The sequence below is a fragment of the Citricoccus muralis genome, assembly GCF_029637705.1.
Taxonomy (GTDB): domain Bacteria; phylum Actinomycetota; class Actinomycetes; order Actinomycetales; family Micrococcaceae; genus CmP2.
In genome coordinates this window covers 1,893,714-1,918,080 of sequence record NZ_CP121252.1, presented here as the reverse complement: position 1 = coordinate 1,918,080, position 24,367 = coordinate 1,893,714, and the positions used below count along the sequence as shown (strand labels likewise).

The 24,367-nt window shown below is 62.6% G+C and carries 20 protein-coding genes and 1 riboswitch; of the genes, 8 read left to right on the top strand and 12 right to left on the bottom strand.

All coding sequences use genetic code 11. The annotated features are described in order from the left end of the window. Nucleotides 1-37: 37 nt before the first annotated feature. Both dnaE and nrdR read left to right on the top strand, forming a co-directional pair. On the top strand, nucleotides 38-3,622 hold the full coding sequence (gene dnaE / locus P8192_RS08715; protein ID WP_278156276.1) for a DNA polymerase III subunit alpha: 3,585 nt from the start codon (nucleotides 38-40) through the stop codon (nucleotides 3,620-3,622). Between the two features lie 118 nt (nucleotides 3,623-3,740). Then, nucleotides 3,741-4,226, top strand: a complete 486-nt coding sequence (gene nrdR, locus P8192_RS08710; RefSeq protein ID WP_270105071.1) for a transcriptional regulator NrdR — start codon at nucleotides 3,741-3,743, stop codon at nucleotides 4,224-4,226. A gap of 75 nt (nucleotides 4,227-4,301) precedes the next feature. On the opposite strand, the gene ppgK is transcribed toward nrdR, so the two are convergent. After that, complete coding sequence (gene ppgK, locus P8192_RS08705; RefSeq protein ID WP_278156274.1) at nucleotides 4,302-5,114, bottom strand: polyphosphate--glucose phosphotransferase; 813 nt, start codon at nucleotides 5,112-5,114, stop codon at nucleotides 4,302-4,304. Nucleotides 5,115-5,157: 43 nt separating this feature from the next. Then, nucleotides 5,158-6,138, bottom strand: coding sequence for a type I methionyl aminopeptidase (gene map / locus P8192_RS08700; RefSeq protein WP_270105073.1), 981 nt, complete (start codon nucleotides 6,136-6,138; stop codon nucleotides 5,158-5,160). A gap of 81 nt (nucleotides 6,139-6,219) precedes the next feature. Between map and P8192_RS08695 the strand changes: the two genes are divergently transcribed. Further along, a complete protein-coding gene (locus P8192_RS08695; RefSeq protein WP_270105074.1) occupies nucleotides 6,220-6,387 on the top strand; it encodes an SPOR domain-containing protein in 168 nt (55 codons plus the stop codon). 33 nt (nucleotides 6,388-6,420) lie between these two features. On the opposite strand, the gene panB is transcribed toward P8192_RS08695, so the two are convergent. Then, complete coding sequence (gene panB, locus P8192_RS08690; protein WP_278156271.1) at nucleotides 6,421-7,233, bottom strand: 3-methyl-2-oxobutanoate hydroxymethyltransferase; 813 nt, start codon at nucleotides 7,231-7,233, stop codon at nucleotides 6,421-6,423. A gap of 96 nt (nucleotides 7,234-7,329) precedes the next feature. Here panB and P8192_RS08685 point away from each other — a divergent pair, with 96 nt between their 5' ends. Together P8192_RS08685 and P8192_RS08680 are read left to right on the top strand one after the other, a co-directional pair. Beyond that, a complete protein-coding gene (locus tag P8192_RS08685) occupies nucleotides 7,330-8,670 on the top strand; it encodes a glutamine synthetase family protein (RefSeq protein ID WP_278159783.1) in 1,341 nt (446 codons plus the stop codon). Nucleotides 8,671-8,672: 2 nt separating this feature from the next. After that, nucleotides 8,673-11,780 (top strand): bifunctional [glutamine synthetase] adenylyltransferase/[glutamine synthetase]-adenylyl-L-tyrosine phosphorylase, encoded by a 3,108-nt coding sequence (locus P8192_RS08680; RefSeq protein ID WP_278156268.1) that lies wholly within the window; start codon nucleotides 8,673-8,675, stop codon nucleotides 11,778-11,780. Here the strand turns inward: P8192_RS08680 and P8192_RS08675 are convergent. The 5 genes from P8192_RS08675 to ribD form a co-directional block, all read right to left on the bottom strand. Continuing rightward, nucleotides 11,768-12,739 carry an LLM class flavin-dependent oxidoreductase gene (locus P8192_RS08675; RefSeq protein WP_278159782.1) on the bottom strand — a complete coding sequence of 324 codons (972 nt, stop codon included), beginning with the start codon at nucleotides 12,737-12,739 and terminating at the stop codon, nucleotides 11,768-11,770. The genes P8192_RS08680 and P8192_RS08675 overlap by 13 nt on opposite strands. Before the next feature lie 86 nt (nucleotides 12,740-12,825). After that, nucleotides 12,826-13,302 carry a 6,7-dimethyl-8-ribityllumazine synthase gene (ribH, locus tag P8192_RS08670; protein ID WP_270105077.1) on the bottom strand — a complete coding sequence of 159 codons (477 nt, stop codon included), beginning with the start codon at nucleotides 13,300-13,302 and terminating at the stop codon, nucleotides 12,826-12,828. Further along, nucleotides 13,295-14,611 carry a 3,4-dihydroxy-2-butanone-4-phosphate synthase gene (gene ribB / locus P8192_RS08665; protein ID WP_431521098.1) on the bottom strand — a complete coding sequence of 439 codons (1,317 nt, stop codon included), beginning with the start codon at nucleotides 14,609-14,611 and terminating at the stop codon, nucleotides 13,295-13,297. Before ribB ends, ribH begins: the two co-directional genes overlap by 8 nt. After that, nucleotides 14,608-15,237 (bottom strand): riboflavin synthase, encoded by a 630-nt coding sequence (locus P8192_RS08660; RefSeq protein ID WP_278156265.1) that lies wholly within the window; start codon nucleotides 15,235-15,237, stop codon nucleotides 14,608-14,610. The genes ribB and P8192_RS08660 overlap by 4 nt, the downstream gene beginning before the upstream one ends. Continuing rightward, nucleotides 15,218-16,375 (bottom strand): bifunctional diaminohydroxyphosphoribosylaminopyrimidine deaminase/5-amino-6-(5-phosphoribosylamino)uracil reductase RibD, encoded by a 1,158-nt coding sequence (gene ribD / locus P8192_RS08655; RefSeq protein WP_278156263.1) that lies wholly within the window; start codon nucleotides 16,373-16,375, stop codon nucleotides 15,218-15,220. The genes P8192_RS08660 and ribD overlap by 20 nt, the downstream gene beginning before the upstream one ends. Nucleotides 16,376-16,428: 53 nt before the next feature. Further along, nucleotides 16,429-16,566: riboswitch (FMN riboswitch) on the bottom strand. Between the two features lie 137 nt (nucleotides 16,567-16,703). Between ribD and P8192_RS08650 the strand changes: the two genes are divergently transcribed. Beyond that, entirely contained in the window at nucleotides 16,704-17,450 is a 747-nt protein-coding gene (locus tag P8192_RS08650) for a hypothetical protein (RefSeq protein ID WP_278156261.1), read from the top strand. A gap of 43 nt (nucleotides 17,451-17,493) precedes the next feature. Here P8192_RS08650 and glnA read toward each other — a convergent pair whose 3' ends face one another. Next, the gene (gene glnA / locus P8192_RS08645; protein ID WP_278156226.1) at nucleotides 17,494-18,918 is read right to left on the bottom strand and encodes a type I glutamate--ammonia ligase; all 1,425 of its coding nucleotides are present in this window, start codon (nucleotides 18,916-18,918) and stop codon (nucleotides 17,494-17,496) included. A gap of 115 nt (nucleotides 18,919-19,033) precedes the next feature. Between glnA and P8192_RS08640 the strand changes: the two genes are divergently transcribed. Next, nucleotides 19,034-19,516, top strand: coding sequence for an RDD family protein (locus tag P8192_RS08640; protein WP_278156224.1), 483 nt, complete (start codon nucleotides 19,034-19,036; stop codon nucleotides 19,514-19,516). 86 nt (nucleotides 19,517-19,602) lie between these two features. Here the strand turns inward: P8192_RS08640 and P8192_RS08635 are convergent, their stop codons facing one another. Further along, nucleotides 19,603-20,424 (bottom strand): DUF4191 domain-containing protein, encoded by an 822-nt coding sequence (locus P8192_RS08635; RefSeq protein WP_270105083.1) that lies wholly within the window; start codon nucleotides 20,422-20,424, stop codon nucleotides 19,603-19,605. A gap of 100 nt (nucleotides 20,425-20,524) precedes the next feature. On the opposite strand from P8192_RS08635, the gene P8192_RS08630 reads away from it, so the two are divergent. Further along, nucleotides 20,525-22,174: a serine/threonine-protein kinase gene (locus P8192_RS08630; RefSeq protein ID WP_278156221.1), complete on the top strand. Its 1,650-nt coding sequence runs from the start codon at nucleotides 20,525-20,527 to the stop codon at nucleotides 22,172-22,174. On the opposite strand, the gene P8192_RS08625 is transcribed toward P8192_RS08630, so the two are convergent. Together P8192_RS08625 and sucB are read right to left on the bottom strand one after the other, a co-directional pair. Further along, nucleotides 22,175-22,528 carry a hypothetical protein gene (locus P8192_RS08625; RefSeq protein ID WP_270105085.1) on the bottom strand — a complete coding sequence of 118 codons (354 nt, stop codon included), beginning with the start codon at nucleotides 22,526-22,528 and terminating at the stop codon, nucleotides 22,175-22,177. Between the two features lie 18 nt (nucleotides 22,529-22,546). Beyond that, nucleotides 22,547-24,307 (bottom strand): 2-oxoglutarate dehydrogenase, E2 component, dihydrolipoamide succinyltransferase, encoded by a 1,761-nt coding sequence (gene sucB, locus P8192_RS08620; RefSeq protein WP_278156218.1) that lies wholly within the window; start codon nucleotides 24,305-24,307, stop codon nucleotides 22,547-22,549. Nucleotides 24,308-24,367: the final 60 nt, after the last annotated feature.

The window sequence follows — 24,367 nt, the reverse complement described above, 5'->3', positions numbered from 1 at the left end:
GCCCCCAGCATCTCGTAAGTGAAAGGTGTGTGCTGAGATGACGATGAACGAGACTGAAGCTAACGCGGATGGCGGATTCGTCCACCTTCACACCCACACCGAATACTCGATGCTCGACGGTGCGGCGAAGCTGAAGGACCTCTTCGCAGAAGCGAACCGGCTGGGTCAGAAATCTATCGCCATCACCGACCACGGCTACCTCTTCGGCGCGTTCGACTTCTGGAAGCAAGCCACCGACGCCGGTATCAAGCCGATCATCGGAGTGGAAGCCTACCTCACCCCGGGGCACCAGCACCGTAGCGACAACACCCGTATTCGCTGGGGTGAGAAAGACCAGCGCGGTGACGATGTTTCCGGTGGTGGTGCGATCACCCATATGACGCTGCTGTCGAAGAACAACACCGGCATGCACAATCTCTTCAAGGCCGGCTCGATCGCGTCCCTGGATTCGGCCTACGCCAAGTGGCCTCGTATCGACCGTGAGCTGCTCAGTGAGTACTCCGAGGGCCTGATTGGTACCACGGGTTGCCCCTCGGGCGAGGTGCAGACCCGACTGCGCCTTGGGCAGTACGACGAAGCCGTCAAAGCCGCGGCCGAGTTCAAGGACATCTTCGGCGCCGGGAACTTCTACTGCGAACTCATGCAGCACGGCTTGGACCTGGAGAAGCGCGTCATTGACGACCTGCTCCGCCTGGCCAAGGACCTCGACCTGCCCCTGGTGGCTAGCAACGACCTTCATTACACGCATGAGCACGACTCCAAGGCCCACGAGGCCCTGCTGGCGATTCAGTCGGGTTCCAAGCTCAACGAGCCTACGTATGATCAGGGAGGCTCCCGCTTCGCCTTCAGCGGCACCGAATACTACTTGAAGTCCGCCCGGCAGATGCGTGAGCTGTTCAAGGAGCTTCCGGAAGCCTGCGATAACACCTTGCTGATCGCCGAACAGTGCGAGGTGTCCTTCAACACCGAAGCTAACTACATGCCGCGGTTCCCCACCCCCGAGGGTGAAGACGAGACCTCATGGCTGATCAAAGAGGTCGCCTCCGGCCTGGCCTACCGGTACCCGAACGGTGTGCCAGCGGACGTGCGCAAGCAAGCCGACTACGAACTCGACGTCATCATCTCCATGGGCTTCCCCGGCTACTTTCTCGTGGTGGCCGACTTCATCAACTGGGCTAAGGACCACGATATTCGCGTCGGTCCGGGGCGTGGTTCCGGTGCCGGTTCCATGGTCGCTTACGCCTTGCGTATCACCGAGCTGGATCCGTTGAAACACGGACTGATCTTCGAGCGCTTTCTGAACCCGGACCGTGTGTCCATGCCCGACTTCGATGTCGACTTCGATGATCGTCGCCGCTCGGAAGTCATTGACTACGTGACCGAAAAATACGGCGACGAGCGCGTATCCATGATCGTCACCTACGGCACCATTAAAACCAAACAGGCGCTGAAGGACTCCGCCCGCGTGATGGATCAGCCGTTCTCCATGGGCGAGCAGCTCACCAAGGCGCTGCCGCCCGCCGTGATGGCCAAGGACATCCCGCTGAAGGACATCGAAGATCCAGAGGCGCCCCGCTACGGCGAAGCGGGGGAGTTCCGTGAGCTGATCAAGTCCGACCCGGTGGCAGCCGAAGTCTTCGAAACAGCCAAGGGTATCGAGGGACTAAAGCGCCAGTGGGGCGTGCACGCCGCCGGCGTGATCATGTCCTCCGAACCAATCATCGACGTCATCCCCATCATGCGCCGTCTGCAGGATGGCCAGGTTATTACCCAGTTCGACTACCCCACGGCCGAGGGCCTCGGACTGATCAAGATGGACTTCCTGGGGCTACGAAACCTCACGATCATTTCCGATGCCATCGCCAACATTAAGTTGAACAAGGACTTCGATCTGGACCTGGAGCACCTGGGGCTCGAGGATGAAGAGTCCTACAAGCTGCTGGCTCGTGGTGACACGCTCGGCGTGTTCCAGCTCGATGGTGGACCCATGCGCTCTCTGCTGAAGATGATGCGCCCCGACAACTTCGAAGACATTTCCGCGACGATCGCCCTGTATCGTCCTGGTCCTATGGGTGCGAACTCGCACACCAACTACGCGTTGCGTAAGAACAACCAGCAGGAGATCACTCCGATTCATGCCGAGCTGGAAGAGCCGCTGCGCGAAATTCTCGATACCACCTACGGCCTGATCGTGTACCAGGAGCAGGTCATGGCCATCGCCCAGAAGGTTGCCGGGTACTCGCTCGGCCAGGCAGATATTCTGCGCCGCGCCATGGGTAAGAAGAAGAAATCCGAGCTGGACAAGCAGTACGCCGCCTTCCACCAGGGCATGCTGGACCGGGGCTACTCCGAGGCCGCGGTGAAGGCGCTCTGGGACATCCTGCTACCCTTCTCCGATTACGCGTTCAACAAAGCCCACTCGGCTGCCTATGGGCTGGTGTCCTACTGGACCGCCTATCTGAAGGCTCACTACCCGGCCGAGTACATGGCAGCCCTGCTGACCTCCGTCGGTGACGACAAGGACAAGCTGGCGATGTACCTCAACGAGTGTCGTCGCATGGGCATCACCGTGCTTCCGCCGGACGTCAACGAATCGGCGCTGAACTTCACCCCTGTCGGCCAGGACATCCGTTTCGGCATGGGCGCGGTACGTAATGTCGGCGCCAATGTCGTCAACGGCATGGTCAGCGCCCGCGAGGAAAAGGGCGCCTACACCTCCTTCCAGGACTTCTTCAAAAAGGTGCCGGTGGTGGTATGCAACAAGCGCACCATCGAATCGATGATCAAAGCCGGCGGGTTCGACTCTCTGGGGTATCCGCGCCGTGCCCTGCTATCCATTCACGAAGAGGCGGTGGATGCGACCGTCTCCCAGAAGCGGCAAGAAGCGAACAACCAGTTCGACTTCTTCTCCCTGCTGGAAGACGATTCGGCCGAAAGCGACATGGGCCTGGGCATCACCGTGCCCGAATTGCCGGAATGGGACAAGAAGACCAAGCTCAGTTTCGAGCGCGAGATGCTCGGACTCTACGTCTCCGATCACCCGCTGCAGGGTACCGAGGGAATTCTCTCGCAGCACGCCGACCACAGCGTGACCTCGGTGCTCTCAGAGGACGGGCCCGCCGACGGCTCCAGTGTCACCATCGCCGGTCTGATCACCACCTTGGAGCGCAGGATCGCTAAGGCCTCAGGTAACGCCTACGCGCGCTGTGAGATCGAGGACTTGGCCGGTTCCATGGACGTCATGTTCTTTGGCCAGGTCTATGCGCCCATTGCGACTCTGCTGGCCGAGGACCTGGTCGTCGCCGTGCGCGGGCGTGTGCAACGCCGCGATGATGGATCCGTGGTGCTCTCGGCACAGGAACTGACCCTGATCGATACCACCGCTGAAGGCGGTAACGGACCGGTCCAGCTGTCGATGCCGGCCTTCAAAGCAACCGAGGACGTGATCAGCGAACTCGGTTCGGTGCTGAAGAATCACTCGGGCAAGACCGAAGTCCGGCTAGTGTTGAGCGGATCCAACGGGCTCGAAGTCATGCAGTTGGGACCTGACTACCGAGTCACGCCTAATCCGGCGCTCTTCGGCGATCTGAAGGTGCTCTTGGGCCCGTCCTGTCTCGAATAAGATTCAACCCAAGATCTAGTGTTGAGCATGTTGTCTGAGTGCAAGATGTAGTTATATGCTGTTCGGGTAGGGTGTACGAAAGTACATCAATCGACCCTGTCTGAAGTAAGGCTGGAGTATGCACTGTCCGTTCTGTCGTCACGAGGAGTCCCGTGTGGTGGACTCTCGTTCCTTAGACGACGGCACGGCCATTCGCCGGCGGCGCCAGTGCCAGTCCTGCGGTAAGCGATTCACCACCATGGAGACCACCGCGCTGACCGTCGTCAAGCGCTCCGGTGTGGCCGAGCCATTCGATCGATCGAAGGTCATCAACGGTGTCCGCAAGGCGTGCCAAGGTCGTCCCGTCTCCAACGACGACCTGGCCGTGTTGGCGCAGGAAGTCGAAGAGGCGATTCGCTCGACGGGCAACTCCGAAGTTGACGCCCATGATGTGGGGTTGGCCATTCTTGGACCGCTGCGACAGCTCGACCAGGTAGCGTACTTGCGTTTCGCCTCGGTCTACCAGGACTTCGAAAATCTACAAGACTTCGAGAAGGCGATCCACGAACTTCGTGAACACCCGGGCGCACGGGAGATCCTGCAGCCCAAACTGTTCACGCGCTAAACCGCCGGTGGCGGTTCCGGAGGGGAAGCCGGAGCCGCCACCGGTCCACTTTCGCACTCGCCTCGGCGAGGGTTCTTAGTTGCTGGCTGAAGCCTCGGAAGCGAACAGCGCTGCTCCGATGATGCCGGCGTTGTTCGTCATGTCGGCCGTCACGATGGGGGCGCGGAGTGACAGGTAAGGCATGAAATCATCCGGACGCTTGGAAATGCCGCCTCCGATGATCACCAGGTCCGGTGAAAAGAGTCGCTCCACGTGAGTCAGATAGGGTTGCAGGCGCTCTTTGGCGTAGACCTGCCAGTCCAGGTCCTCACGCTCACGTGCGGCTGCCGAAGCTTTCTTCTCGGCCATACTACCGCCCCAGAATTCCAGGGAACCAAGCTCGAGATTGGGAATCAGCACGCCATCATGGACCAAGGCAGAACCGATGCCGGTGCCCAGGGTAATGGTCAGGACGGTGCCTGCTTTGTCTACTCCGGCGCCGAAGCGCGATTCCGCCAGTCCGGCGGCATCGGCGTCATTAAGCACGCGTACTTCGCGCTCCAGTCGAGCCGAGAACAGGTCGGCGACTTCGGCACCCACCCAGGAAGGGTCGATGTTGTTCGCGGAGAGGCAAATCCCGTGGTGGATGACCGCAGGGAAGCAGATGCCCACCGGGTTGGACGACTGCGGCGCCTTGGGACGGGAATCCAGCTCGGCGACGATCTCGGCTACCGTGTCGGCCACGTGCTCCGGGGTGGCTGGCCGCGGGGTAGGAATCCGGAAACGCGAACCGTGTAGCTCCCCGTTGGTGTCGTGCCCCGACTTCAGCCGGACGATGCCGCCCTTAATGCCGGTGCCACCGATGTCGATGCCGATGTAGGTGCTGGACTTGCCGGACGAATCGGCCATGGACACTCCTTGAAGCGATATACGGTGTGGTCGAGAGAACGGATCAGGACAGGGTCAGGATGTCGGTGCCGTCTTCGGTCACCACGAGCGTGTGCTCGAACTGTGCCGTCCGGCTGCGGTCACGTGTGGTGACGGTCCAGCCGTCGTCCCATAGGTCCCACTCGATCCCGCCCAGCGCGATCATCGGTTCAATGGTAAACACCATTCCCGGCACCATCACAGTGTTGTAGGCCGGTGCGGCATCATAATGCGGCACGATGAGCCCAGAGTGGAACTCGACGCCGACCCCATGCCCGACGAAATCCTTCACCACGCCGTAGCCGAAGCGTTTGGCGTAGGACTCGATAGTCCGGCCGATGACGTTGATTTCGCGCCCGGGCTTCACCGCGCGGATGCCGCGCATCATGGCCTCATGGGTGCGTTCGATGAGCAGATCGGTTTCTTCGTCGACGGTACCCACTCGGAAGGTGCGATTGGTGTCACCGTGGACGCCGTCGTAGTACGCAGTGATGTCGACGTTGAGCAGGTCTCCGTCTTCCAGGACGGTGGAATCGGGGATGCCGTGGCAGACCACCTCGTTGAGCGAGGTGCAGATCGACTTGGGGAACCCCTTGTACGACAAGCATGAAGGGTAGGCACCGGCCTCGATGAGGAACTGGTGGGCGATGACGTCGAGCTCATCGGTGGTGACGCCGGGGCGGATGTACTCTTCGAGGGCGTCGAGAGCTTGGGACGCGATGCGTCCTGCGGTCCGGATCCTCTCGATGCCGGCGGCATCGTAGACGTCCCCGGCTTTGCCCTCGTCGGCGGTCTTCTTCCCGACGTATTCCGGGCGAGCAATGCGGGCCGGGACGAAGCGCTCGGCCGAGATCGTTCCCGGGACGAGCCGGCCGCGGGGCGCGCGTGAGCCGGGCTGGCCTCGATCGGGCCCGTCCACCGGATGGTTGTGGCTGGCGTCGCTTCCCGGTGCCGGGGCTTCCAAGCCGGTGGTGGACGCGGTGGAGAGCAGATCATTCTCGGTCATGCCCCCGATCCTATCGCGGGCGGGGGCAACCGCGTCGAGTGTCGCTATCGTGTGCGTCACCGGTGTGATAGTCATGAGGCTATGACTGAGTATTGGTTCAACGTAGAAACCCACCAGGTCGAAGAAGGTCCGCAGTCCGACTGGTCGAAACTGCTCGGGCCCTATGAGACCCGTGAAGCAGCACAACAGGCCCTGTCGAAGGTGCAGGCCAACAATGAGCGTTGGGACGAGGACGAGGAAGACGAATAAGACTCGTCTGCGAGTAGACCCTGGCGACTCCGGTTAGTAGCCGTGCTCTTCGGAAGGGAAGCTGCCCTCGAGTACCTCGCGGTGGTAGGTGGAGACCGCATCGGTGACGACGGTGTGTAGCTGTGCGTACTGCTTCACGAAACGCGCCATCTTGCCCTGGCGCAACCCCAGCATGTCCTGCCAGACCAGCACCTGGCCGGTAGTGTCGGAGCCGGCGCCGATGCCGATGGTGGGCACGCGCAGTGCCTCGTCCACGCGGCGCGCCACGGCGGCGGGCACCATTTCCATCAGGATTGCGAAGGCCCCGGCTTCCTGGAGAGCCAGAGCGTCCTCGACCATGGCGGCCGCGGCGTCGTCGTCGCGTCCCTGAATGCGATAGCCGCCCAGCACGTTCTCCGACTGCGGGGTGAACCCGATGTGTCCGATGACGGCAACACCGGCGGAAACCAGGGCGCGCACGTGATCCGTGTACTCCGACCCGCCTTCGATCTTGACCGCCGAGATGCCCGACTCTTTGACGAGCCGGACTCCGGACTCCACGGCCTGGGCGGGGGAGACCTCGTAGCTACCAAAGGGCAGATCGGCCACCACGAAGGCGCGCTCGGTGCCGCGGACGACTGCTTGAGAAAAGGTGATGATGTCGTCCAGGGTGACCGGCAGGGTGGTGGCATGACCCAACACCGTGTTGCCCACCGAATCACCGATGAGCAGCATTTCGATGCCAGACTGGTCGAAGAGGCCAGCGGTGATCGCGTCGTAACAGGTGAGCATCGCGAAGCGGCGCCCTTCGTCTTTTGCCTGCTGGAAATGGACAGTGCGGAATTTCCGAGGAGTCGAGTCGGCCATGTCCGTTAGCTTAGCGGAGAGGCGGGGGACTATTGTGGAGTCCAAGAGCGCCCCCGCAGGCGGATCGCTCTGAGAAGCACCCAATCCGGAGGCATGATGGATCGTCAGCAAGAGTTCGTCCTACGCACCATCGAGGATCGCGACGTGCGTTTTGTGCGCCTGTGGTTCACGGATGTGACGGGAACACTAAAATCGGTAGCGCTGGCCCCGGCCGAGGTCGAGAACGCCTTCCAAGAGGGGCTGGGATTCGACGGCTCCTCCATCGATGGGTACACCCGGATCTTTGAGTCAGACATGCTGCTGGCGCCGGATGCTTCCACGTTCCAGATTCTGCCGTGGCGCGGACAGGACGAGCCGACGTCGCGCATGTTCTGTGATGTGCAGACCCCCGACGGGGCCTCCTCGGCCGCAGACCCGCGCAATGTGCTGCGCCGCGCCCTGGACAAAGCCGGCGATATGGGGTTCACCTGCTACACCCACCCCGAGATCGAGTTCTATCTACTGAAATCCCATCACCTGGATACCAGCGGTCTGCCGGTGCCGGTGGATCAGGCCGGCTACTTTGATCACGTGCCGGGTGGGGTGGCCCAAGATTTTCGTCGCCACGTCGTGTCGATGCTGGAAGCCATCGGGATCTCGGTGGAATTCAGCCACCACGAGAACGGCCCCGGTCAGAACGAGATCGACCTGCGCGCCGCCGATGCGCTGACGACCGCGGATAACATCATGACCTTCCGCACCGTGGTGAAGGAAGTCGCTCAGCTGCAGGGCAGCTACGCCACCTTCATGCCCAAGCCGTTCGGCGACCACCCCGGATCCGGGATGCACACCCACTTCTCGCTGTTCGAGGGCGACTCCAACGCCTTCTACGAGCCCAGCGCAGAGTACAAACTCTCGACCACGGGCCGCAGGTTTATTGCCGGGCTGTTGCATCATTCGGTCGAGCTCTCGGCGATCACCCACCAGTTCGTGAACTCCTACAAGCGGCTGTGGGGCGGAGGAGAAGCCCCGGCCTATGTGTCGTGGGGGCATAACAACCGCTCCGCTTTGGTGCGCGTTCCTCTCTACAAGCCGGACAAGGCGGGTTCCGCTCGAGTGGAGTACCGCGGTATCGACTCCGCGGCGAACCCTTACCTGGCTTATGCTGCGCTGATTTCGGCCGGGTTGAAGGGGATCGAGGAAGAATACGAGCTTCCCGAAGCAGCTGTGGAAGACATTTCGGCACTGACCTCGCACGAACGCCGAGTTCTGGGTCACGACCCGCTGCCCGGCACGTTGCACGATGCGTTGCGGGTGATGGAAGACTCCGAATTCGTCGCCGAGGTGCTCGGTGAGCAGGTCTTTGAGAACTTCCTGCGCAATAAGCGTCAGGAATGGGATGACTACCGGGTGAACGTTTCTCCGTACGAGCTGCAGCGCTATCTCGGGATTCTGTGACCGTGCCAGGCCCAGCCAGCGATCGACCGACCATCATCGGAGGGACTGAGCTGCGCCGACGCGATCTGATTGCGGCCGGATTTTCCGACCTCGAACGCGCCCTGCAGTTCCTCGACTCCCACGAGCTCGAAGGCAGTGACCGCGCCTTACTGTTGCGCTCCATGCGCTCGGTCGCCGACGCTGATCAAGCACTGTTGCTGCTCTTGCGGCTACTCGATCGGGCCCCGCAACTGCAGTCCTTGGTGGTAGCGCCGTCGTCGACCGATACCCCAGCGGGCGAACGGCAACTAGTGACGCTGCTGCGTCTGTTGGGCGCTTCGGAAGCTCTCGCAGAGTTCCTCATCCGACGGCCCGAGCACCTCGACCTGATCCTCGAGCCGGAGCAGGCGGCTTCGACGGCCCCGGCACTGTACGGTCTCGAGCTGGAACCCGAGGACCGGGACCCCGCGGCGGAAGTGCGGCGACTACTGCTGGAAGCGGTCGGCGCCGATGCCGACTCACAGAACCCGCCCCGGGCCACCCTCACCGGCAAGGATGCCGCTGTGGCCCTTCGCGTGGCGTATCGGCGGCAGATCGTGGCGATCACCCTCCAAGATGTGATGGCTCCGGATCCGGTGGAGGCTCAACCCGCTGTCTCTCGCTGGCTGGCGGATATTGCCGCCGCGGCGGTAGAAGCAGCGTTGGCGGTGGCCCGTGCCGAGGCCGTGGAGAAGCACGGAGACGCCGTCGACCAGGTGCGACTGAGCGTGCTCGGCATGGGTAAATGCGGCGCCCGCGAGCTGAACTACATTTCCGACGTCGACGTCATTTTCGTCCATGAGGAGCCCGAAGAACACCAGGGGATCGCCGAGGAACTGGCGGCGGGAATCTCGGTGCACATCAATCGGCCCGCCGCTGAGCCGGGGCTGTGGGAAGTGGACGCCAACCTTCGTCCGGAAGGCAAAGACGGTGCGCTGTCGCGGACGGTGGAATCCCATCTGGAGTACTACCGACGCTGGGCTCACACCTGGGAGTTTCAGGCGCTGCTCAAGGCCCGGCCGATTGCCGGCGACGGCGAGCTCGCTCAACAGTATCTGGACGGCATCCATCCGCTGGTGTGGGATGCCTCCTCCCGCGAAGGCTTCGTGGAGCAGGTACGCTCCATGCGTCGGCGGGTGATGGACAATATCGCCAGTCGTGACAAAGAACGCGAGATTAAACTCGGCGCCGGAGGGTTGCGCGACGTCGAATTCAGCGTGCAGTTGCTGCAGCTGGTGCATGGCAAGACCGATGAAACCCTGCATGTGCATGGCACCGAAGACGCCATCACCGCCCTGCGCGACGGGGTGTACATCGGCCGCGCCGATGCCGAGGATCTGGCTCGTGCCTATCGGTATCTGCGGCTGCTGGAACATCGCATCCAGCTGGTGCACATGCGCCGGACCCACCTCATGCCGGAGCAGGAGGAGGCGCTGCGCGTGCTCGCCCGGGCCATTGAGCCCGCAGACCGGCCCGCCACGCAGGTGATGAATGCCGCGCAACTGCAAGCCTCCTGGCACCAGACCCGCCGTCGCGTCCAGGAGCTGCATCAGCGGATCTTCTACCGGCCACTGTTGTCCTCCGTGGCCAGCCTGTCCGCCGACGAGGTCCAGCTGACGCCGGAAGCGGTGCAACAGCGGCTGGCTGCCCTGGGTTATCGCGCTCCGTCGGGGGCGATGCGCCATATTGAGGCGCTTTCGGCCGGGGTGTCGCGGAGGGCCACGCTGCAACGTCAACTCTTGCCGGCGTTGCTGGCGTGGATGGCCAACGGCGCGGACCCCGACGGAGGGCTGCTGGGGTTCCGTCGACTCAGCGAATCGCTGGGGAACTCGCCCTGGTTCTTGCGGATGCTACGGGATTCCTCGGCGGCCGCGGAGCGACTGTGCCATGTGCTGAGCTCGTCACGTTTCCTCTCCGACATGCTGGAACACGCCCCGGACGCCGCGGCGTGGCTGGACCAGGACCGGCACCTGGTGCCGCGGAGCCTGGAGGACCAACTGCAGGAGATGCGCGCTGTCGTTGTGCGTCACCCGAAAGCCGATTCCGCGATGCGACAGGTCCGGTTGATTCGTCGTCGCGAGATTCTACGCACGGCCCTGTCGGACGCCACGGGCGTGAGCGATCTGAAAACGGTGTGTCACGCCCTGGCCGATATCGACCAGGCCGCTGTGGTGGCCGCTCTGAAGATCGTGGTGCGCGAAGCCGGTGAGGACCGCGCAGCTGATCTCGCCATCGTGGCTATGGGCCGCCAAGGCGGACGGGAGATCACCTACGGTTCCGACCTGGACGTGATGTTCGTCCAGCGAGCCACCGGCGCAGGGGCCCCGGAGGATGCTCAGAAGCAGGGCATAGAGATGGCCAAGCGGCTGACCACCCTGCTCAAAGCGCCACTGACGCCGGCAATTCCGCTCGAGCCGCTCCTGATGATCGACGCCGACCTGCGTCCGGAGGGCAAGAAGGGTCCACTGGTGCGCTCGTTGGATTCTTACCGCGAGTACTATCACCGCTGGGGTGAGATCTGGGAAGTGCAGGCCCTGCTGCGGGCGCGCCCGATTGCCGGGCCGGACGACTTTCAGCAGGAGATCACCGCCTGGGCAGACTCGGTGCGCTATGACACAGAAGTGGCGGGAACCCAGCTGCGGGAGATCCGTCGGATCAAGGCGCGGGTGGAAGCCGAACGGTTACCCCGTGGAGCGGACCCGGCACGACACATCAAGCTCGGTCGCGGCGGGCTCTCGGACGTGGAGTGGCTGGTACAGACCCTGCAGCTGCAACACGCCGGAGACTATGAGAGCCTGCACGAGACCGGCACGATGCCAGCACTAGAGGCGTTGACCAGTATTGGAGCCCTGGACCGGGAGGAAGCGAGCCAGCTGGCCGAGGCGTGGCGGTTGGCCACTCGGGTGCGTGCGGCCAGCGTTTTGTGGACCGGGAAGACCTCAGACGTGTTGCCCACCAACCGTGACGATCTGGAAGCGATCGCCCGTTGGTGCGGGTACGAACCGGGCAGAGCCTCAGAGTTGGAAGAGGACTACTTGCGCACCACGCGCCGCGCCCGGTCCGTGTTCGACCGCCGGTTCTACGGGGCCTGACCGAGCAGTTCGAGGGTGCGGCGCCGAGCGGAGAGCTCGGGTGCCATATTAGTGATGATCAGCTCGTCAGCCTGGACGCGCTCTCTGAACTGGTTCAGATACTCGCGTACCGTCTCGGGCGTGCCCACGGCGGAGTACTTGAGCATGCTCAACACTTGCTCGCCGCCGGGGGAGTGCATCAGCATGGTCACCTCGTCTTCGGTCAGGGAACGGCCGCGGCCGAGCATCATCCGGATGCGGTCGCGCTGGGCCTGCTCGAAGGCCGCGTGTGCTTGCTCTTCGGTGTCTGCGGCAATCACGTTGACCGCGGCGATGAACCAGGGCTCGGAGCCATCCTGGGACTCGAAGGACTCTCGGTAGATCCGGGCGGCGGACTCCAGCATCTGCGGGGCAAAGTGGGAGGCGAAGGCGTAACCCAGGCCCAGTTGTGCTGCCAGCTGCGCGCCGAAATGGGAGGACCCCAAGATCCACACCGGAACCCGAGTGCCCTTACCCGGGTAGGCATCGATGCCGGGAATGCGGGATTCGCCGTGGAGGTAGCCGATCAGCTCCAAAACATCCTGGGGGAAGGAATCGGCCGAAGAGTGATCACGCCGGAGGGCATGCAGGGTGCGCTGGTCGGTGCCCGGTGCCCGGCCCACGCCCAGGTCAATCCGGTCCCCGTGCAACTCGGCCAGGGTGCCGAATTGCTCGGCGATGACCAGCGGCGAGTGGTTCGGCAGCATGACGCCACCGGACCCCAGACGAATACGGTCGGTATGTGCCGCCACGTGCGCCAGCAACACCGAGGTGGCCGACGACGCGATGCCCGGCATGTTGTGGTGCTCCGCGAACCAGATGCGGTGGAACCCCTGCTGTTCGGCGAGCTGGGCCAGCTCTACCGATTCGGCCACGGCCTCGGAAATGCTCTGCTGGCTGCGCACCAGAGCGAGGTCGAGGATCGAGATGGGGAAGGACAGCGAGGTCACGGGGCACCGGCTTTCAAAGATCGTTTGTACTCAATGATCTCAGCGTGGGGTTGACCGGCAATATTCCCTGTTCGCCGTCAGCGAGCACCCCGAAGCCCGGCCACCACATGGTCCAGATGCAGTGCCGCTTCGGCGGCCTCCTGACCTTTCGATTCGGATGAGCCCTCGAGGCCGGCTCGGTCCAGTGCCTGGGCGTCGTCGTCGACGGTGAGAATGCCGAAGCCCACGGGCTTGCCCGCGTCGAGCTGCACCCGGGTGAGTCCCTCGGTGACGGCGGAAGCGACAAAGTCGAAGTGCGGGGTCTCACCACGCACGATGACACCAAGGCATACGACGGCGTCGTAGTCCTGGGCGAGCGCGGCCTGGGCGGCCAAGGGGATCTCGAAGGAACCGGCCACCGTGATCAGGGTGTGCGAGGCGTGAGCTGCCTCGAGGGTCTGCTCGGCCCCCGCGATCAGCCCGGCCATGACCTGCTGGTGCCAGGAACCGGCGATGATTGCCACGCGGCGTCCGGTGGCGTCGACGGTAAGGCTAGGGGCGCCGTGCTTACTCATGGAAGTTCTCCTCAGTGGGGTTCGGGGTGGTAGAAACGAAAGGCAAGGTGTGGCGCAACCGGTCGCGCTTGGCATCCAGATAGCCGGCATTGTGTTCACCGCGGCCGACCACGAGGGGGAGATGCTCGGTCACCTGGATTCCGTGGCGCTGCAGTTGTTCGACCTTGTCAGGGTTGTTGGTGAGCAGGCGGATGCGAGCCAGTCCCAGGTGCTGGAGCATTTCGGCGGCCGCCTCGTAGTCGCGGCTGTCGACGGGCAGACCCAGTTCGAGGTTGGCGTCGATGGTGTCTAGTCCGGACTCCTGTAGTTGGTAGGCGCGCAGCTTATTGGCTAGTCCGATGCCGCGTCCCTCGTGGCCGCGCATGTAGATCAGGACGCCACCGGTGGCGGCAATCTCGGCGAGGGCGGTCTCCAGTTGGGGGCCGCACTCGCATTTCAGGGACCCGAAAACCTCACCGGTGAGGCACTCCGAATGCACCCGGACCAGGGCGCCGTCGGCCGGGAGCGCGCCGTCGGGGCCTGGGCTCACCAGCGCCAGGTGCTCGACTCCGGCGCGCCGGTCGCGGAAGGCCATCATGCGTAGTTCGCCGTAGTGGGTGGGTACCAGTGTGTCGGCATGCAGCGACACCCGGCGTTTCACCGGGGCGGGCGCGGTCCCGGCCTCCTCGTCTGGCCGGTGAATGTTCTCGTTCGCGTTGAGATAGGAGATGAGCGCTTCGATGGTGATCACCGGGATGTCGTGTTCGGCGCCGAGCTTGATCAGCCCGGGCAACCGCATCATGTCACCGTCCTCGGCCACGATTTCCGCAATGACACCAACCTCGCGGAGCCCTGACAATCGCATCAGCTCGACGGCGGCTTCGGTGTGTCCGGCGCGGGCGCGGACTCCGCCGTCGACCGCACGCAACGGGAGGATGTGCCCGGGACGGTTTACATCACGCGGACCCGACTCTGGATCGGCGAGCACCTGCACGGTGCGCGCCCGGTCGTGCGCGGAAATGCCGGTGGTGACCCCCCGGGCGGCGTCGACGGTCACGGTGTACGCCGTCGAGCGCACATCCTCGTTGCGGGCCACCATCATGGGCAGATCCAACTGATCGGCAATGTCGTTGGACATCGGCGCACACAGCAACCCAGAGGAGTGGGCGACGGTCCAGGCAATCCATTGGGCGCTGGCCAGCTGTGCCGAGAGAATGACGTCGCCTTCGTTCTCGCGGTCCTCATCGTCAGCGACAATCACAGGCCGACCAGCGGCGACGGCGGCCAGAGCATCCTCGATGGAGGAGAGAGGCAATGCAGCGTGGCTCATGCGCGGTTGTCCTTCCCGGAGAAGGCCAGCAGTCGGGCGACGTGCCGGGCCAAAATATCGGTCTCCACGTTGACGCGCCGGCCGGGTTCCAGCCCGCCCAGCGTCGTCGCTTCCAGCGTCTCTGGGATGAGCGAGACCTCGAACCATGCTTGCGCCTCCTCAGGGGAGGACACGGCGCTGAGCGTCAGCGACACCCCGTCCACCGTGATCGAGCCTTTGTCTACCAGTAGCGGTGCCAGGGCGGCATCCTCAAGACCGAAACGCACCGTGTGCCAGACTTCGCCCGGAGTGATGACGGAGACCACCGCGGTACCGTCCACGTGCCCTTGCACCACGTGCCCGCCCAGCCGGGTGGTTCCGGCCACGGCTCGTTCCAAATTCACCGCGTCACCCACCTCCCGGTCGGCCAGCGCCGAAACCGCCAGGGTTTGACCCATCACATCGGCGGAGAAGGCGGTGCCTTCCCGCTGCACAATGGTCAGGCAGACGCCGGAAACACAAATAGAGGCACCGTGGTCGGCGTCCGAGGTGACGAGCGGGGCGTCAACAGTGATGCGCAGGGCATCATCGGGGAGGCGTTCCAGCCCGATGATCCTCCCGGTCTCCTCAACGAGTCCTGTGAACACGGTTTTCTCCTTTGGTGCGGGTGTGATTGTCGTCGTCAGTGGGGGAGCCTGCTGAAGTGGTGGGCAGCACGGCGTGCAGCACATGATCTGGGCCGAGCCAGTGCTCGGTGAGGGGACGTAACTTCACGGCGCCTCCCACGGTGGTCACGCCGAGCGAATCGACGGCGGTGTAGGGGCCGCCGAGCAACACAGGGGCGGTGTAGACGAGCACGTCGGTGGCCAGCCCGGCTCGCAGGATGGCATTGGCCAGCCGAGGTCCGCCTTCGACGAAGATACGGGTTCCGGGTCCGCCACGTTCAACCAGGTTCGCCAGATCTGCAGCCAGGTCGTCGCCGGTGAGTTGCAGCGGAGCGTCCAGCCCGTGGGCATCCAGCGCAGGGTGACGCAGCACGGCAGCCTCAGCCGGGATGGGGCGGTGCCCGATGACCACGGGAACGGGTTGATGCACCGGTGGCACCAGTAACCCTCCGTCGGTGTCGCGTGCGGTGAGGCTGGGGTCGTCACTGAGCAGCGTCCCGGTGCCGACCACGATGAAATCTGCCCGTGACCGCTGGTGATGTACATCAGTGCGGGCCTCGGGGGACGTGATCCATTGGCTACTGCCGTCTTCCGCAGCCACCCGGCCGTCGAGCGACTGCGCCCATTTCACGATCACCGCGGCAGCCGGGCGCTCCTCGAGCTGGATGAGCCAGTCGCGGATCAAGCCGAGGCAACGCTGTTCTTGAACTCGTGGGATGACGGTGACGCCGTTGCAGAGCAACCGCTGTGCGCCTCCTGACGACTCGGGCCCAGGATCCGCAGCGCCATAGGCTACGGCGCCGATGCCGGCGTCAAGCAGTGCTTGCGAACAGGGTCCGGTTCGGCCGATATGATTGCAGGGCTCCAGGGTGACGACGGCGGTGAGTTCCGCGGGGTCCAGCCCCGGTGAGTGACGTCGCTGCAGGTGAGTCAGAGCCTCGACTTCTGCGTGAGGAGTACCGGCGCCGCGGTGCCAGCCTTCGGCGACAATGCGGCCGTCGGCATCGATGAGCACACATCCCACGGGTGGGTTCTGGTTGTCCGGTCCCAGCGCTGGGGAGCGGCGGGCCAGCGTCAGGGCACGCTCCATGGCGTCGTCGATATCGCCGAGACGAGTCATCCGGCGCCCTCCTTGCAGACGGGTGCGCCGGGTACGGGACGGTACGCTGCCGCCCCGCGTTCCTCTCATCCGGACTAGCGCTGTACCAGCACATTACCGTCGGTACCGGAATTTCACCGGTTCAGCCCCGTGGCACGGGGGTCGCGGACTCTCACCGCCGGTTCGGAATCACACCGACCCCGGAACACGGTTCCTACTGTACTCGGTTGTCGTCTCAGACGAGCAACGCCACGACACATTCGCGGCTTCGCGTCCTCCACAGGGGCCGGGATGCCGGCCCCTGTCCCCATTCTCTGGGCCGGGCGACTCCCAACGTGCACCCACGCTGATGGCATGGAACCACCCATCCGACGAAAGAAAGAAGCCCATGGTGTCGTTCGATTTGAATCCAGATCAGAGTCCACTCGGAGACGGTGACGGAATCGCTGCCGATTGCCGACATGTGATGAGCAGGACCACGGTCGCGGTGATGTTCCTGATGCATCGGTGGGATCACCTGCGCACTTTGAACCGCGCCATGGATTGTCTGTTGGACATCGTCTTGACGCACGACGAACTGTGCTTGGTGGATGAAGACAGCCAACTTAGTGAGTGCTTCGTCTGTGAGACGGTGCGCGAGTTCAACCCGGTAGAAGCGGTGGAATGCCTGACTTTGAATCAGTTTGTGTTGCAGAAGGAATTCGGAGCGGAGGCTTGTCGCCCACTGAACCAGGTGGTCTATGAGGCCGACTCAGCTTTTGGGTTTGACCACGGTGACATGGACATGGACGGCTTCTGTCAGCTGGTCATGGAGCGCTGTGTCGACGAACAGAGCCTGGTGCATGGTTTGCACACCGTCTTACGTGGTGTCGTGGCCGATGATGCTGAAGCACGTCAGCGTTTTGAGGCCCTTTTGGCCGAACTGCGCACCGATTCGGACCTGGAAGGCGACACTTTCTTTCGAAATGAACTGGTCAGCGACGGCGATGACCGGTGCTGGTTGTTGGATCGAGGCTGGTCGAGCTACCGGTTGCACTGCCAAGTGATGGACGCGATGAAGGGGTACTGGGACCAAACAGCGGTGCCCGCCGAGTAGATCACTCGACGGGCACCATTGAAACTCAGCTGCGGGGAGACAATCAGACTCCGTAGTAGAGCTCGAATTCCAAAGGGTTCGGGCGAGCTGCCAGAGGAATGATTTCGTTCTCCCGCTTGTACTCGATCCAGGTCTGGATCAGGTCCTCGGTGAAAACATCGCCAGCGAGCAGGAACTCGTAGTCTGCCTCCAGAGCGTCCAGGGCCTCATCCAGTGAACCGGGTGCCTTCTGGATGTCAGCGGCCTCTTCCGGGGGCAGCTCGTAGAGGTCCTTGTCGATCGGATCTGCTGGCTCGATGCGGTTACGAATACCGTCCAGGCCAGCCATCAGCTGGGCGGCGAAGGCCAGGTACGGGTTCGATGACGGGTCCGGAGCGCGGAACTCCAGGCGCTTGGCCTTGGGGTTGGAACCGGTGATTGGGATGCGAATCGCGGCCGAGCGGTTGCCCTGCGAGTACACCATGTTGATCGGTGCCTCGAAGCCCTTGACCAGTCGACGGTAGGAGTTCACCGTCGGATTGGTGAAGGCTAACACCGCCGAGGCGTGCTTGAGCAATCCGCCGATGTACCAGCGGGCAGTGTCGGAAAGGTTGGCGTAGCCCTTCTCATCGAAGAAGAGGGGCTGGCCACCCTGCCACAGCGACTGGTGGCAGTGCATGCCAGAACCGTTGTCTCCGAAGACCGGCTTGGGCATGAAGGTCGCCGACTTGCCAAAGGCATCCGCGGTGTTCTTCACGACGTATTTGAACTTCAGCAGGTCATCAGCTGCGTGGGTGAGCGTGTTGAACCGGTAGTTGATCTCGGCCTGCCCGGGAGCACCCACTTCGTGGTGCGAGCGCTCGACTTCAAGGCCGACCTCATCGAGAACCGCACACATCTCGTCGCGGATGTCGGCTTGCTTGTCCATCGGTGAGACGGGGAAGTACCCGCCCTTGATCGACATCTTGTGGCCGAGGTTTCCGCCCTCTTCTTTGCGGCCGGTGTTCCAGTTAGCCTCTTCGGAATCAATCCGGTAGAAGCTGTGCTCCGGCGAGGAGGAGTAGCGTACCTCATCGAAGATGAAGAACTCGGCTTCGGGTGCGAAGTTTGCCGTGTCGGCGATACCGGTGGAAGCGAGGTATTCCTCGGCACGCTGGGCCACACCCCGGGGATCGCGGTGGTAGGGCTCGCCGGTACGGGGGTTGACGATGGAGAAGTTCATCGTCAGGGTTTTGCGGACACGGAAGGGGTCCACGAACGCGGTGGCGATATCCGGAATCAGCTGCATGTCAGACTCGGCGATGCCCTGGAAACCTCGGATGGAGGAACCGTCGAAGAGCTGCCCTTCGGTGAAGAAGTCGTCGTCAATGGACTTGGCCGGCAGGTTGAAGTGGTGCTGCAGGCCTGGGAGGTCCGTGAAGCGAACGTCGATGAATTCGATCTCCTCGGACTTGATGAACTCGAGGACTTCTTCGGGAGAAGAGAACATGAGGTACTCCTGTCGTGGTGAACTCTTGACTAAAGACTATCGGCGACGGTGAATTAATCGTGTCACGAATGTTTCCGACATGTAACGAATCATTAGCGGCGGTACACTCACATGTGTGGGACGAAAGCGTGGCGAGAAGCCGAAGAACCAACCGGAATCGATGATCAGCCGGAAGGATTTAGGCTCGTGGATTGAAGGTCCTCCACATCACGCGGCCGGTAGCTACCCAGGTCAAGAGTTGGGGTTACCTCCTGAAGGGCCTGCTGCCATGGCGGGGTACGGGCGACGTTTTCTGGCCCTGATCATCGACTGGGTGATCGCCCTCGGCCTTGGCGCACTGTTCTTCAACGGAAGCGAAATCGCTCCTTTGCTCATTTTTGCCGGCATGCACATTCTCATGATCGGCCTGTTGGGCACGACTATTGGCAAGCGCATCGCTCGCATTCAGATTGTCAAAGTGGGTGGCGCCAACGCCACCTTGTCGACCTCTTTGATCCGTACCGCATTGTGGATGGTGATCGTCCCACTGATAATCATCGATTCCGACGGTCGCGGACTTCATGATCGTCTGGCCAAGTCGGTCGAGATCGTGATGTAAGTCCGGAGCGACAAAAGCCGTAACTAGTAACGGAAATGGAACGGGCCCTGACAAATGCCAAGGCCCGCTCCATCGAATCACGCAGATCAGCGTCCGCGCATCGCTTTGCGGTCAGGGCGCATCCGGTAGGGGTCGATTCCCTTCGGAATTGGAAGCTTGTTGGACGGCAGTGAGGCCAGACGATTCTCGACCGCACGAACTTCGTGCTTGGTGAGAGTCTTCTTCATACGCTTGAGAGTCGGCTTGATCTCGTGCAGCTCAATCTCACTGGGTCCCTTGCCGACCTGGACTATGCGAATCTCGACATTGGGAAGGTAACGAGCCATCTTGCGGCGCTCTTGATCGGCCAACTTTTTAACTCGCTCGTAGCCGCCTTCTCCCACGAGAACCACACCGGGACGTCCGACCGCGCGGTAGACAGCATCCTGGGTCTTCGCGTTCATCGCCACCGGTTCCTGAGGAACCACCCAGCCGCGGCCGATGTTGCTCAAAGCAGCGCCGGCTGCGCCCGGGCGTCCTTCGATCTGCGCGTAAGCGGCACGTTCAGCCTTGCGGTTCATCACGATGAGAGCCGCGAGCAGACCGAACGGAATCGAGATCAACAGCCAGGTGATCCAGTTGTTGAGGAGCAATCCGACACCCAGGCCGACCACCAGGGCGATGACGAACGCAAGGACCATCCACAGCACGAGCGTCTTGTCGTGCTTACGGGTCATCGAAAAGACTTCGGCGATCTGCTTGAAGAAACCCTTCTTGTTCTTCTTCGCTGCCTTCTTTTCTGCCCTGGTCGCCTTCGCCAGAGCCTTCTCTTGAGCGCGACGCTCACGCTGCTCGCGTTTGACGGTCTTCAGGTCCTTCTGAGGAGCGCGGGCAGGGGTTGCGTCGTTGTGATTGCTATTCGAGGCCATAGTGCCTCTAGTCTACCGGCAATTCGCCTGTGGAAAACCTCGAACACGAGTTGTTGGTTCCGGAGACGATAGAAGTACGGCTGAAGAAATGGAGAGAGCAATGTTCGTTTCCGACAACGCAGATGCCGATCTCGACGGTGAGAACGCGACGGAGACCCCGTTAGTGAAGGGCTGGCAGGCACGCCGGATCCTTGCTCATGGTGCGCACGCCGAGGCCTGGGTCATGGACTCGTTGAATGCGAATCAAGAGCAGTGCGTCCTCAAGATTCCGCGATCGACCGCGGACGCGGCTGCTCTTCAACGCGAAAGGCACTTCGCAGTAGGACTCACCCACCCGCACATCGTTTCTTTTCTTGGACCGGTGCAGACGAGCAGGGGGGAAGGCACTCTCTGGGAGTATTGTGCCGCCGGCGATGCATTGAGTCTGGTGCAGGTGCTCGGACCATTGCGAGTGTCCCAGGCGGTGACGGTTTTGGTACCCCTGGCACAGGCGTTGGACTACGCCCACGAACAGGGAGTCGTTCATGGAGATGTATCTCCGGGCAACGTTGTCTTTGACACTCAGGGCAGACCGAAACTCTGTGACGTGGGGGAAGCTCGAAGCATCAGTAACCCAGACCGCTGGACAGGGACCGAGGGCTTCAGCGCTCCTGAGCTCGATATCCATGAGTACCGTGTTAGCTTGCAACCTGCTGCTGACGTATATTCGCTGGCAGCATTGGGTTGGTTTCTCCTCACGGGACGACTCCCCGGCGACGAGGCACGCCGACCGGCGCTCAAGATCTTATTGCCTGAAGCGCACGATGAGGTCGCCGAACTGCTGGAAGCCGGCCTGAACCCAGACCCTGGGCAGCGTCCCACACTGACTGAATTTTCCGTTGCGTGCTATTCCTGGGCGCTGCCGGAGCCATTGCAATTGCATGCTCTGGTTGATGAACGGACCGCACTTTTTCTTCCGACACGCCACGAGCTGGGCGAACAACATCCCGCTCAGCGCCGTCGAGGCGGCGGCTTGCTGGCACCCCGGAGCAACAACCGTCAGCGTCGACGGAAACAACCCACCGCCCATCGGAAGCGTCGGCCAGTTCCGCGTAAGAAGGGGATGCGAAGTGCGCACACCAGAATGGGCTTGGGGCTCGGAGCGACGGTGCTCGGCGCCAGCATGATTCTTAGCAACATGTGGTCAGGGTCGGAACCGCAACCCGTTCCGAACGCCGGTGCTGACCAGACGGCGTCGGAAGTCGTACCGTCTCCTGCCTGGGACACCATTGTGGACCAATGGAGCGAGCGTCGCGCCGTGGCATTGACGCAGCGGGATGCGTCCGTGGTGGGAAGCTATGCAGTGGATACGGGAGCCGCTGCCGACGACGATCGAGCCCTAATTGATGCACTTCAGCAACAGGGGATCGTTTACGAGGGGTTGTCGATGACGGCTCAGGTGGATGATGCCAGCGTGGAGGGGGCTTCTGCCCACGTTTTGGTCGAATGGACGATGAGTTCGTACGCGGTGCGCTCGGCGAATGACGCAGCGGACGATGCGCAGCGCACACCGGGCAGTACGGAGCATGTCTGGATTCAATCCAAGCTCATTGACGACGAATGGCGCATCGAGTCGGTCACGCCCGCGTCTGTTGACGACGCACGACCTCAGACCAACACTGCCGCAGCATTACCGAATGTTCCAGGGCAAATCGTGAGAAAAAAGTGGGGCCGTCCCGATTACGAGACGGCCCCACCTTTGAGTGGATGACTACTGCCAAACGACAGCAATCACGAGGTTGATCAGCGACAGCCCGCCGACAGAGTGGGCAATACCAATCGGAACCGGCTGACCGCGATTCTCTTTACGACGACCGATCCACGCGGTGATGAAAACGAGCAAGGCCAAACCAAGCTTGACTGCGATCTTGACGTTGTTCGGTCCGTCACCGTCACCGACATAGGAGAGCCCAACCAGAATCAAGCCGGTGACCAGCATGATGATCGCACCCCACCACTGGGACAGGGTGACCGTCGGGTTCTTGAATTTAGCCAGCCAGCCACCCACCAGCGCGGCAGCGCCGATGATGTGGATGGCGACGAAGATGAGTGTGACAGTTTCCATGAGCTACGGTGTTCCCCCTCAGAGTCCGAGCTCGTTGGCGAATTCGCCGGCTTCCAGCCGTGCCTTGACGGTCTGCAGGAAGCGACCTGCGTCAGCGCCATCCACGAGGCGGTGATCGTAGGTCAGGCACAGGTACATCATGTGGCGGATGGCGATGGAGTCATTTCCATCGGCATCGGAAACCACCATCGGACGCTTGACGATGGCACCCGTTCCCAGGATGGCCACCTGCGGCTGATTGATGATCGGAGTGTCGAACAGAGCGCCCACGGACCCGATGTTGGTGATCGAGAACGTTCCGCCGGAAAGCTCATCAGGGGAGATCTTGTTCGTGCGCGCACGCTCTGCCAGATCGGCGATCTTGCTGGCAACACCCGAAAGGTTCAGGGAACCGGTGTCAGCAATCACGGGAACCAACAGGCCACGATCCGTGTCAACCGCGATGGCGACGTCCTCGGTGGCGTGGTAGGTGATTTCGCCGGCGTCTTCATCGAAGGATGCGTTCAGCTTGGGGTGCTGCTTGAGCGCCTCGGCCACAGCTTGGGTGATGAAGGGCAGGTAGGTGAGCTTCACACCGTGCTTCTGAGCGAAATCGTTCTTCGCGCGTCCGCGCAGGGCCACGATACGAGTCATATCGATCTCGTGGACCTGGGTGAGCTGTGTGGAGGTATCCAGCGACTCGCGCATACGGCGGGCGATCACCTGACGGATGCGCGGAGCCTTTTCGGTGGTGCCGCGCTTCGAGGGATCCACGGAGGACACCGGAGCCTTGGCTGCCGGCGCTGCCGCGGGAGCGTCCGCAGGTGCTGTCTCTTCCTTGGTCTGAGCGGCATCCAGCACGTCCTGCTTGCGGATGCGTCCACCCACGCCGCTGCCCTTGATGGCGGACAGATCGACGTTGTGCTGACGGGCCAGGCGACGCACCAGCGGGGTCACGTAGCCGTCACCGCGTGTTTCGTCAGCGGAACCGCTGTCCGGAGCGGCAGGTCCCGGTGCGGACTCGGTCTTCTCCTGCTTCGGTGCCTCGGCGGGAGTTTCCTTGGGCTCTTCCTTCTTCTCTTCTGCGGAAGCCTCTTCCTTCGCGGGGGCCTTCTCTTCCGGGGCAGGAGCAGCAGCGGGAGCCGAAGAACCAGCGGAACCGGAACCGATCAGGGCCAGCACGTCGCCGACCTCAGCGGTCTCGTCCTCGCCAACCTTCACCTCGAGCAGCTTGCCTGCTACGGGGGAGGGAATCTCGGTGTCGACCTTGTCGGTGGAGACTTCGAGCAGTGGCTCGTCGACCTCGACGTCGTCGCCCACTTCCTTAAGCCAGCGGGTAACGGTACCTTCAGTGACGGACTCGCCCAGTGCAGGAAGAGTCACCTCGGTGGCTCCGCCGGATCCGGCGTCATCGGAGGAATCAGCGTCAGCAGCTGGTGCCTCGGCTTCTGCCTCGGGCTCGTCCTCTGCCTCGGGCTCGTCCTCTGCCTCAGCCGGGGCTTCTTCGGCCTCTGCCTCGGCCTCTGCGGAATCGTCTTCGTTGCTTCCGGACGCGGCACCGTCGCCGCCGCCAATACGAGCCAAGTCGGCCCCGACCTCGACGGTCTCGTCCTCTTCAACGAGGATCTCTTCCAGAACGCCGGCTACCGGCGAAGGGATTTCAGTATCGACTTTGTCAGTCGAGACTTCCACTAAGGGCTCGTCCACCTCGACCTGGTCTCCGACCTGCTTCAGCCAGCGGGTGACGGTGCCCTCGGTGACGGACTCACCCAGTGCTGGCAAGCTCACGGTTTCAGACATGATGTCCCGTTTCCTCTCTCAGTTTTCCGGTTCCTCACCGGACATGCGGTGATGGGTGGC

What these genes read in the sequence shown, in the direction of transcription:
- dnaE (WP_278156276.1), top strand. Translation starts at nt 38, where the DNA reads ATGACGATGAACGAGACTGAAGCTAACGCGGATGGCGGATTCGTCCAC.
- nrdR (WP_270105071.1), top strand. Translation starts at nt 3,741, where the DNA reads ATGCACTGTCCGTTCTGTCGTCACGAGGAGTCCCGTGTGGTGGACTCT.
- ppgK (WP_278156274.1), bottom strand. Translation starts at nt 5,114, where the DNA reads ATGGCCGATTCGTCCGGCAAGTCCAGCACCTACATCGGCATCGACATC.
- map (WP_270105073.1), bottom strand. Translation starts at nt 6,138, where the DNA reads ATGACCGAGAATGATCTGCTCTCCACCGCGTCCACCACCGGCTTGGAA.
- P8192_RS08695 (WP_270105074.1), top strand. Translation starts at nt 6,220, where the DNA reads ATGACTGAGTATTGGTTCAACGTAGAAACCCACCAGGTCGAAGAAGGT.
- panB (WP_278156271.1), bottom strand. Translation starts at nt 7,233, where the DNA reads ATGGCCGACTCGACTCCTCGGAAATTCCGCACTGTCCATTTCCAGCAG.
- P8192_RS08685 (WP_278159783.1), top strand. Translation starts at nt 7,330, where the DNA reads ATGGATCGTCAGCAAGAGTTCGTCCTACGCACCATCGAGGATCGCGAC.
- ribH (WP_270105077.1), bottom strand. Translation starts at nt 13,302, where the DNA reads ATGAGTAAGCACGGCGCCCCTAGCCTTACCGTCGACGCCACCGGACGC.
- ribB (WP_431521098.1), bottom strand. Translation starts at nt 14,611, where the DNA reads ATGAGCCACGCTGCATTGCCTCTCTCCTCCATCGAGGATGCTCTGGCC.
- ribD (WP_278156263.1), bottom strand. Translation starts at nt 16,375, where the DNA reads ATGACTCGTCTCGGCGATATCGACGACGCCATGGAGCGTGCCCTGACG.
- P8192_RS08650 (WP_278156261.1), top strand. Translation starts at nt 16,704, where the DNA reads ATGGCATGGAACCACCCATCCGACGAAAGAAAGAAGCCCATGGTGTCG.
- glnA (WP_278156226.1), bottom strand. Translation starts at nt 18,918, where the DNA reads ATGTTCTCTTCTCCCGAAGAAGTCCTCGAGTTCATCAAGTCCGAGGAG.
- P8192_RS08635 (WP_270105083.1), bottom strand. Translation starts at nt 20,424, where the DNA reads ATGGCCTCGAATAGCAATCACAACGACGCAACCCCTGCCCGCGCTCCT.
- P8192_RS08630 (WP_278156221.1), top strand. Translation starts at nt 20,525, where the DNA reads ATGTTCGTTTCCGACAACGCAGATGCCGATCTCGACGGTGAGAACGCG.
- P8192_RS08625 (WP_270105085.1), bottom strand. Translation starts at nt 22,528, where the DNA reads ATGGAAACTGTCACACTCATCTTCGTCGCCATCCACATCATCGGCGCT.
- sucB (WP_278156218.1), bottom strand. Translation starts at nt 24,307, where the DNA reads ATGTCTGAAACCGTGAGCTTGCCAGCACTGGGTGAGTCCGTCACCGAG.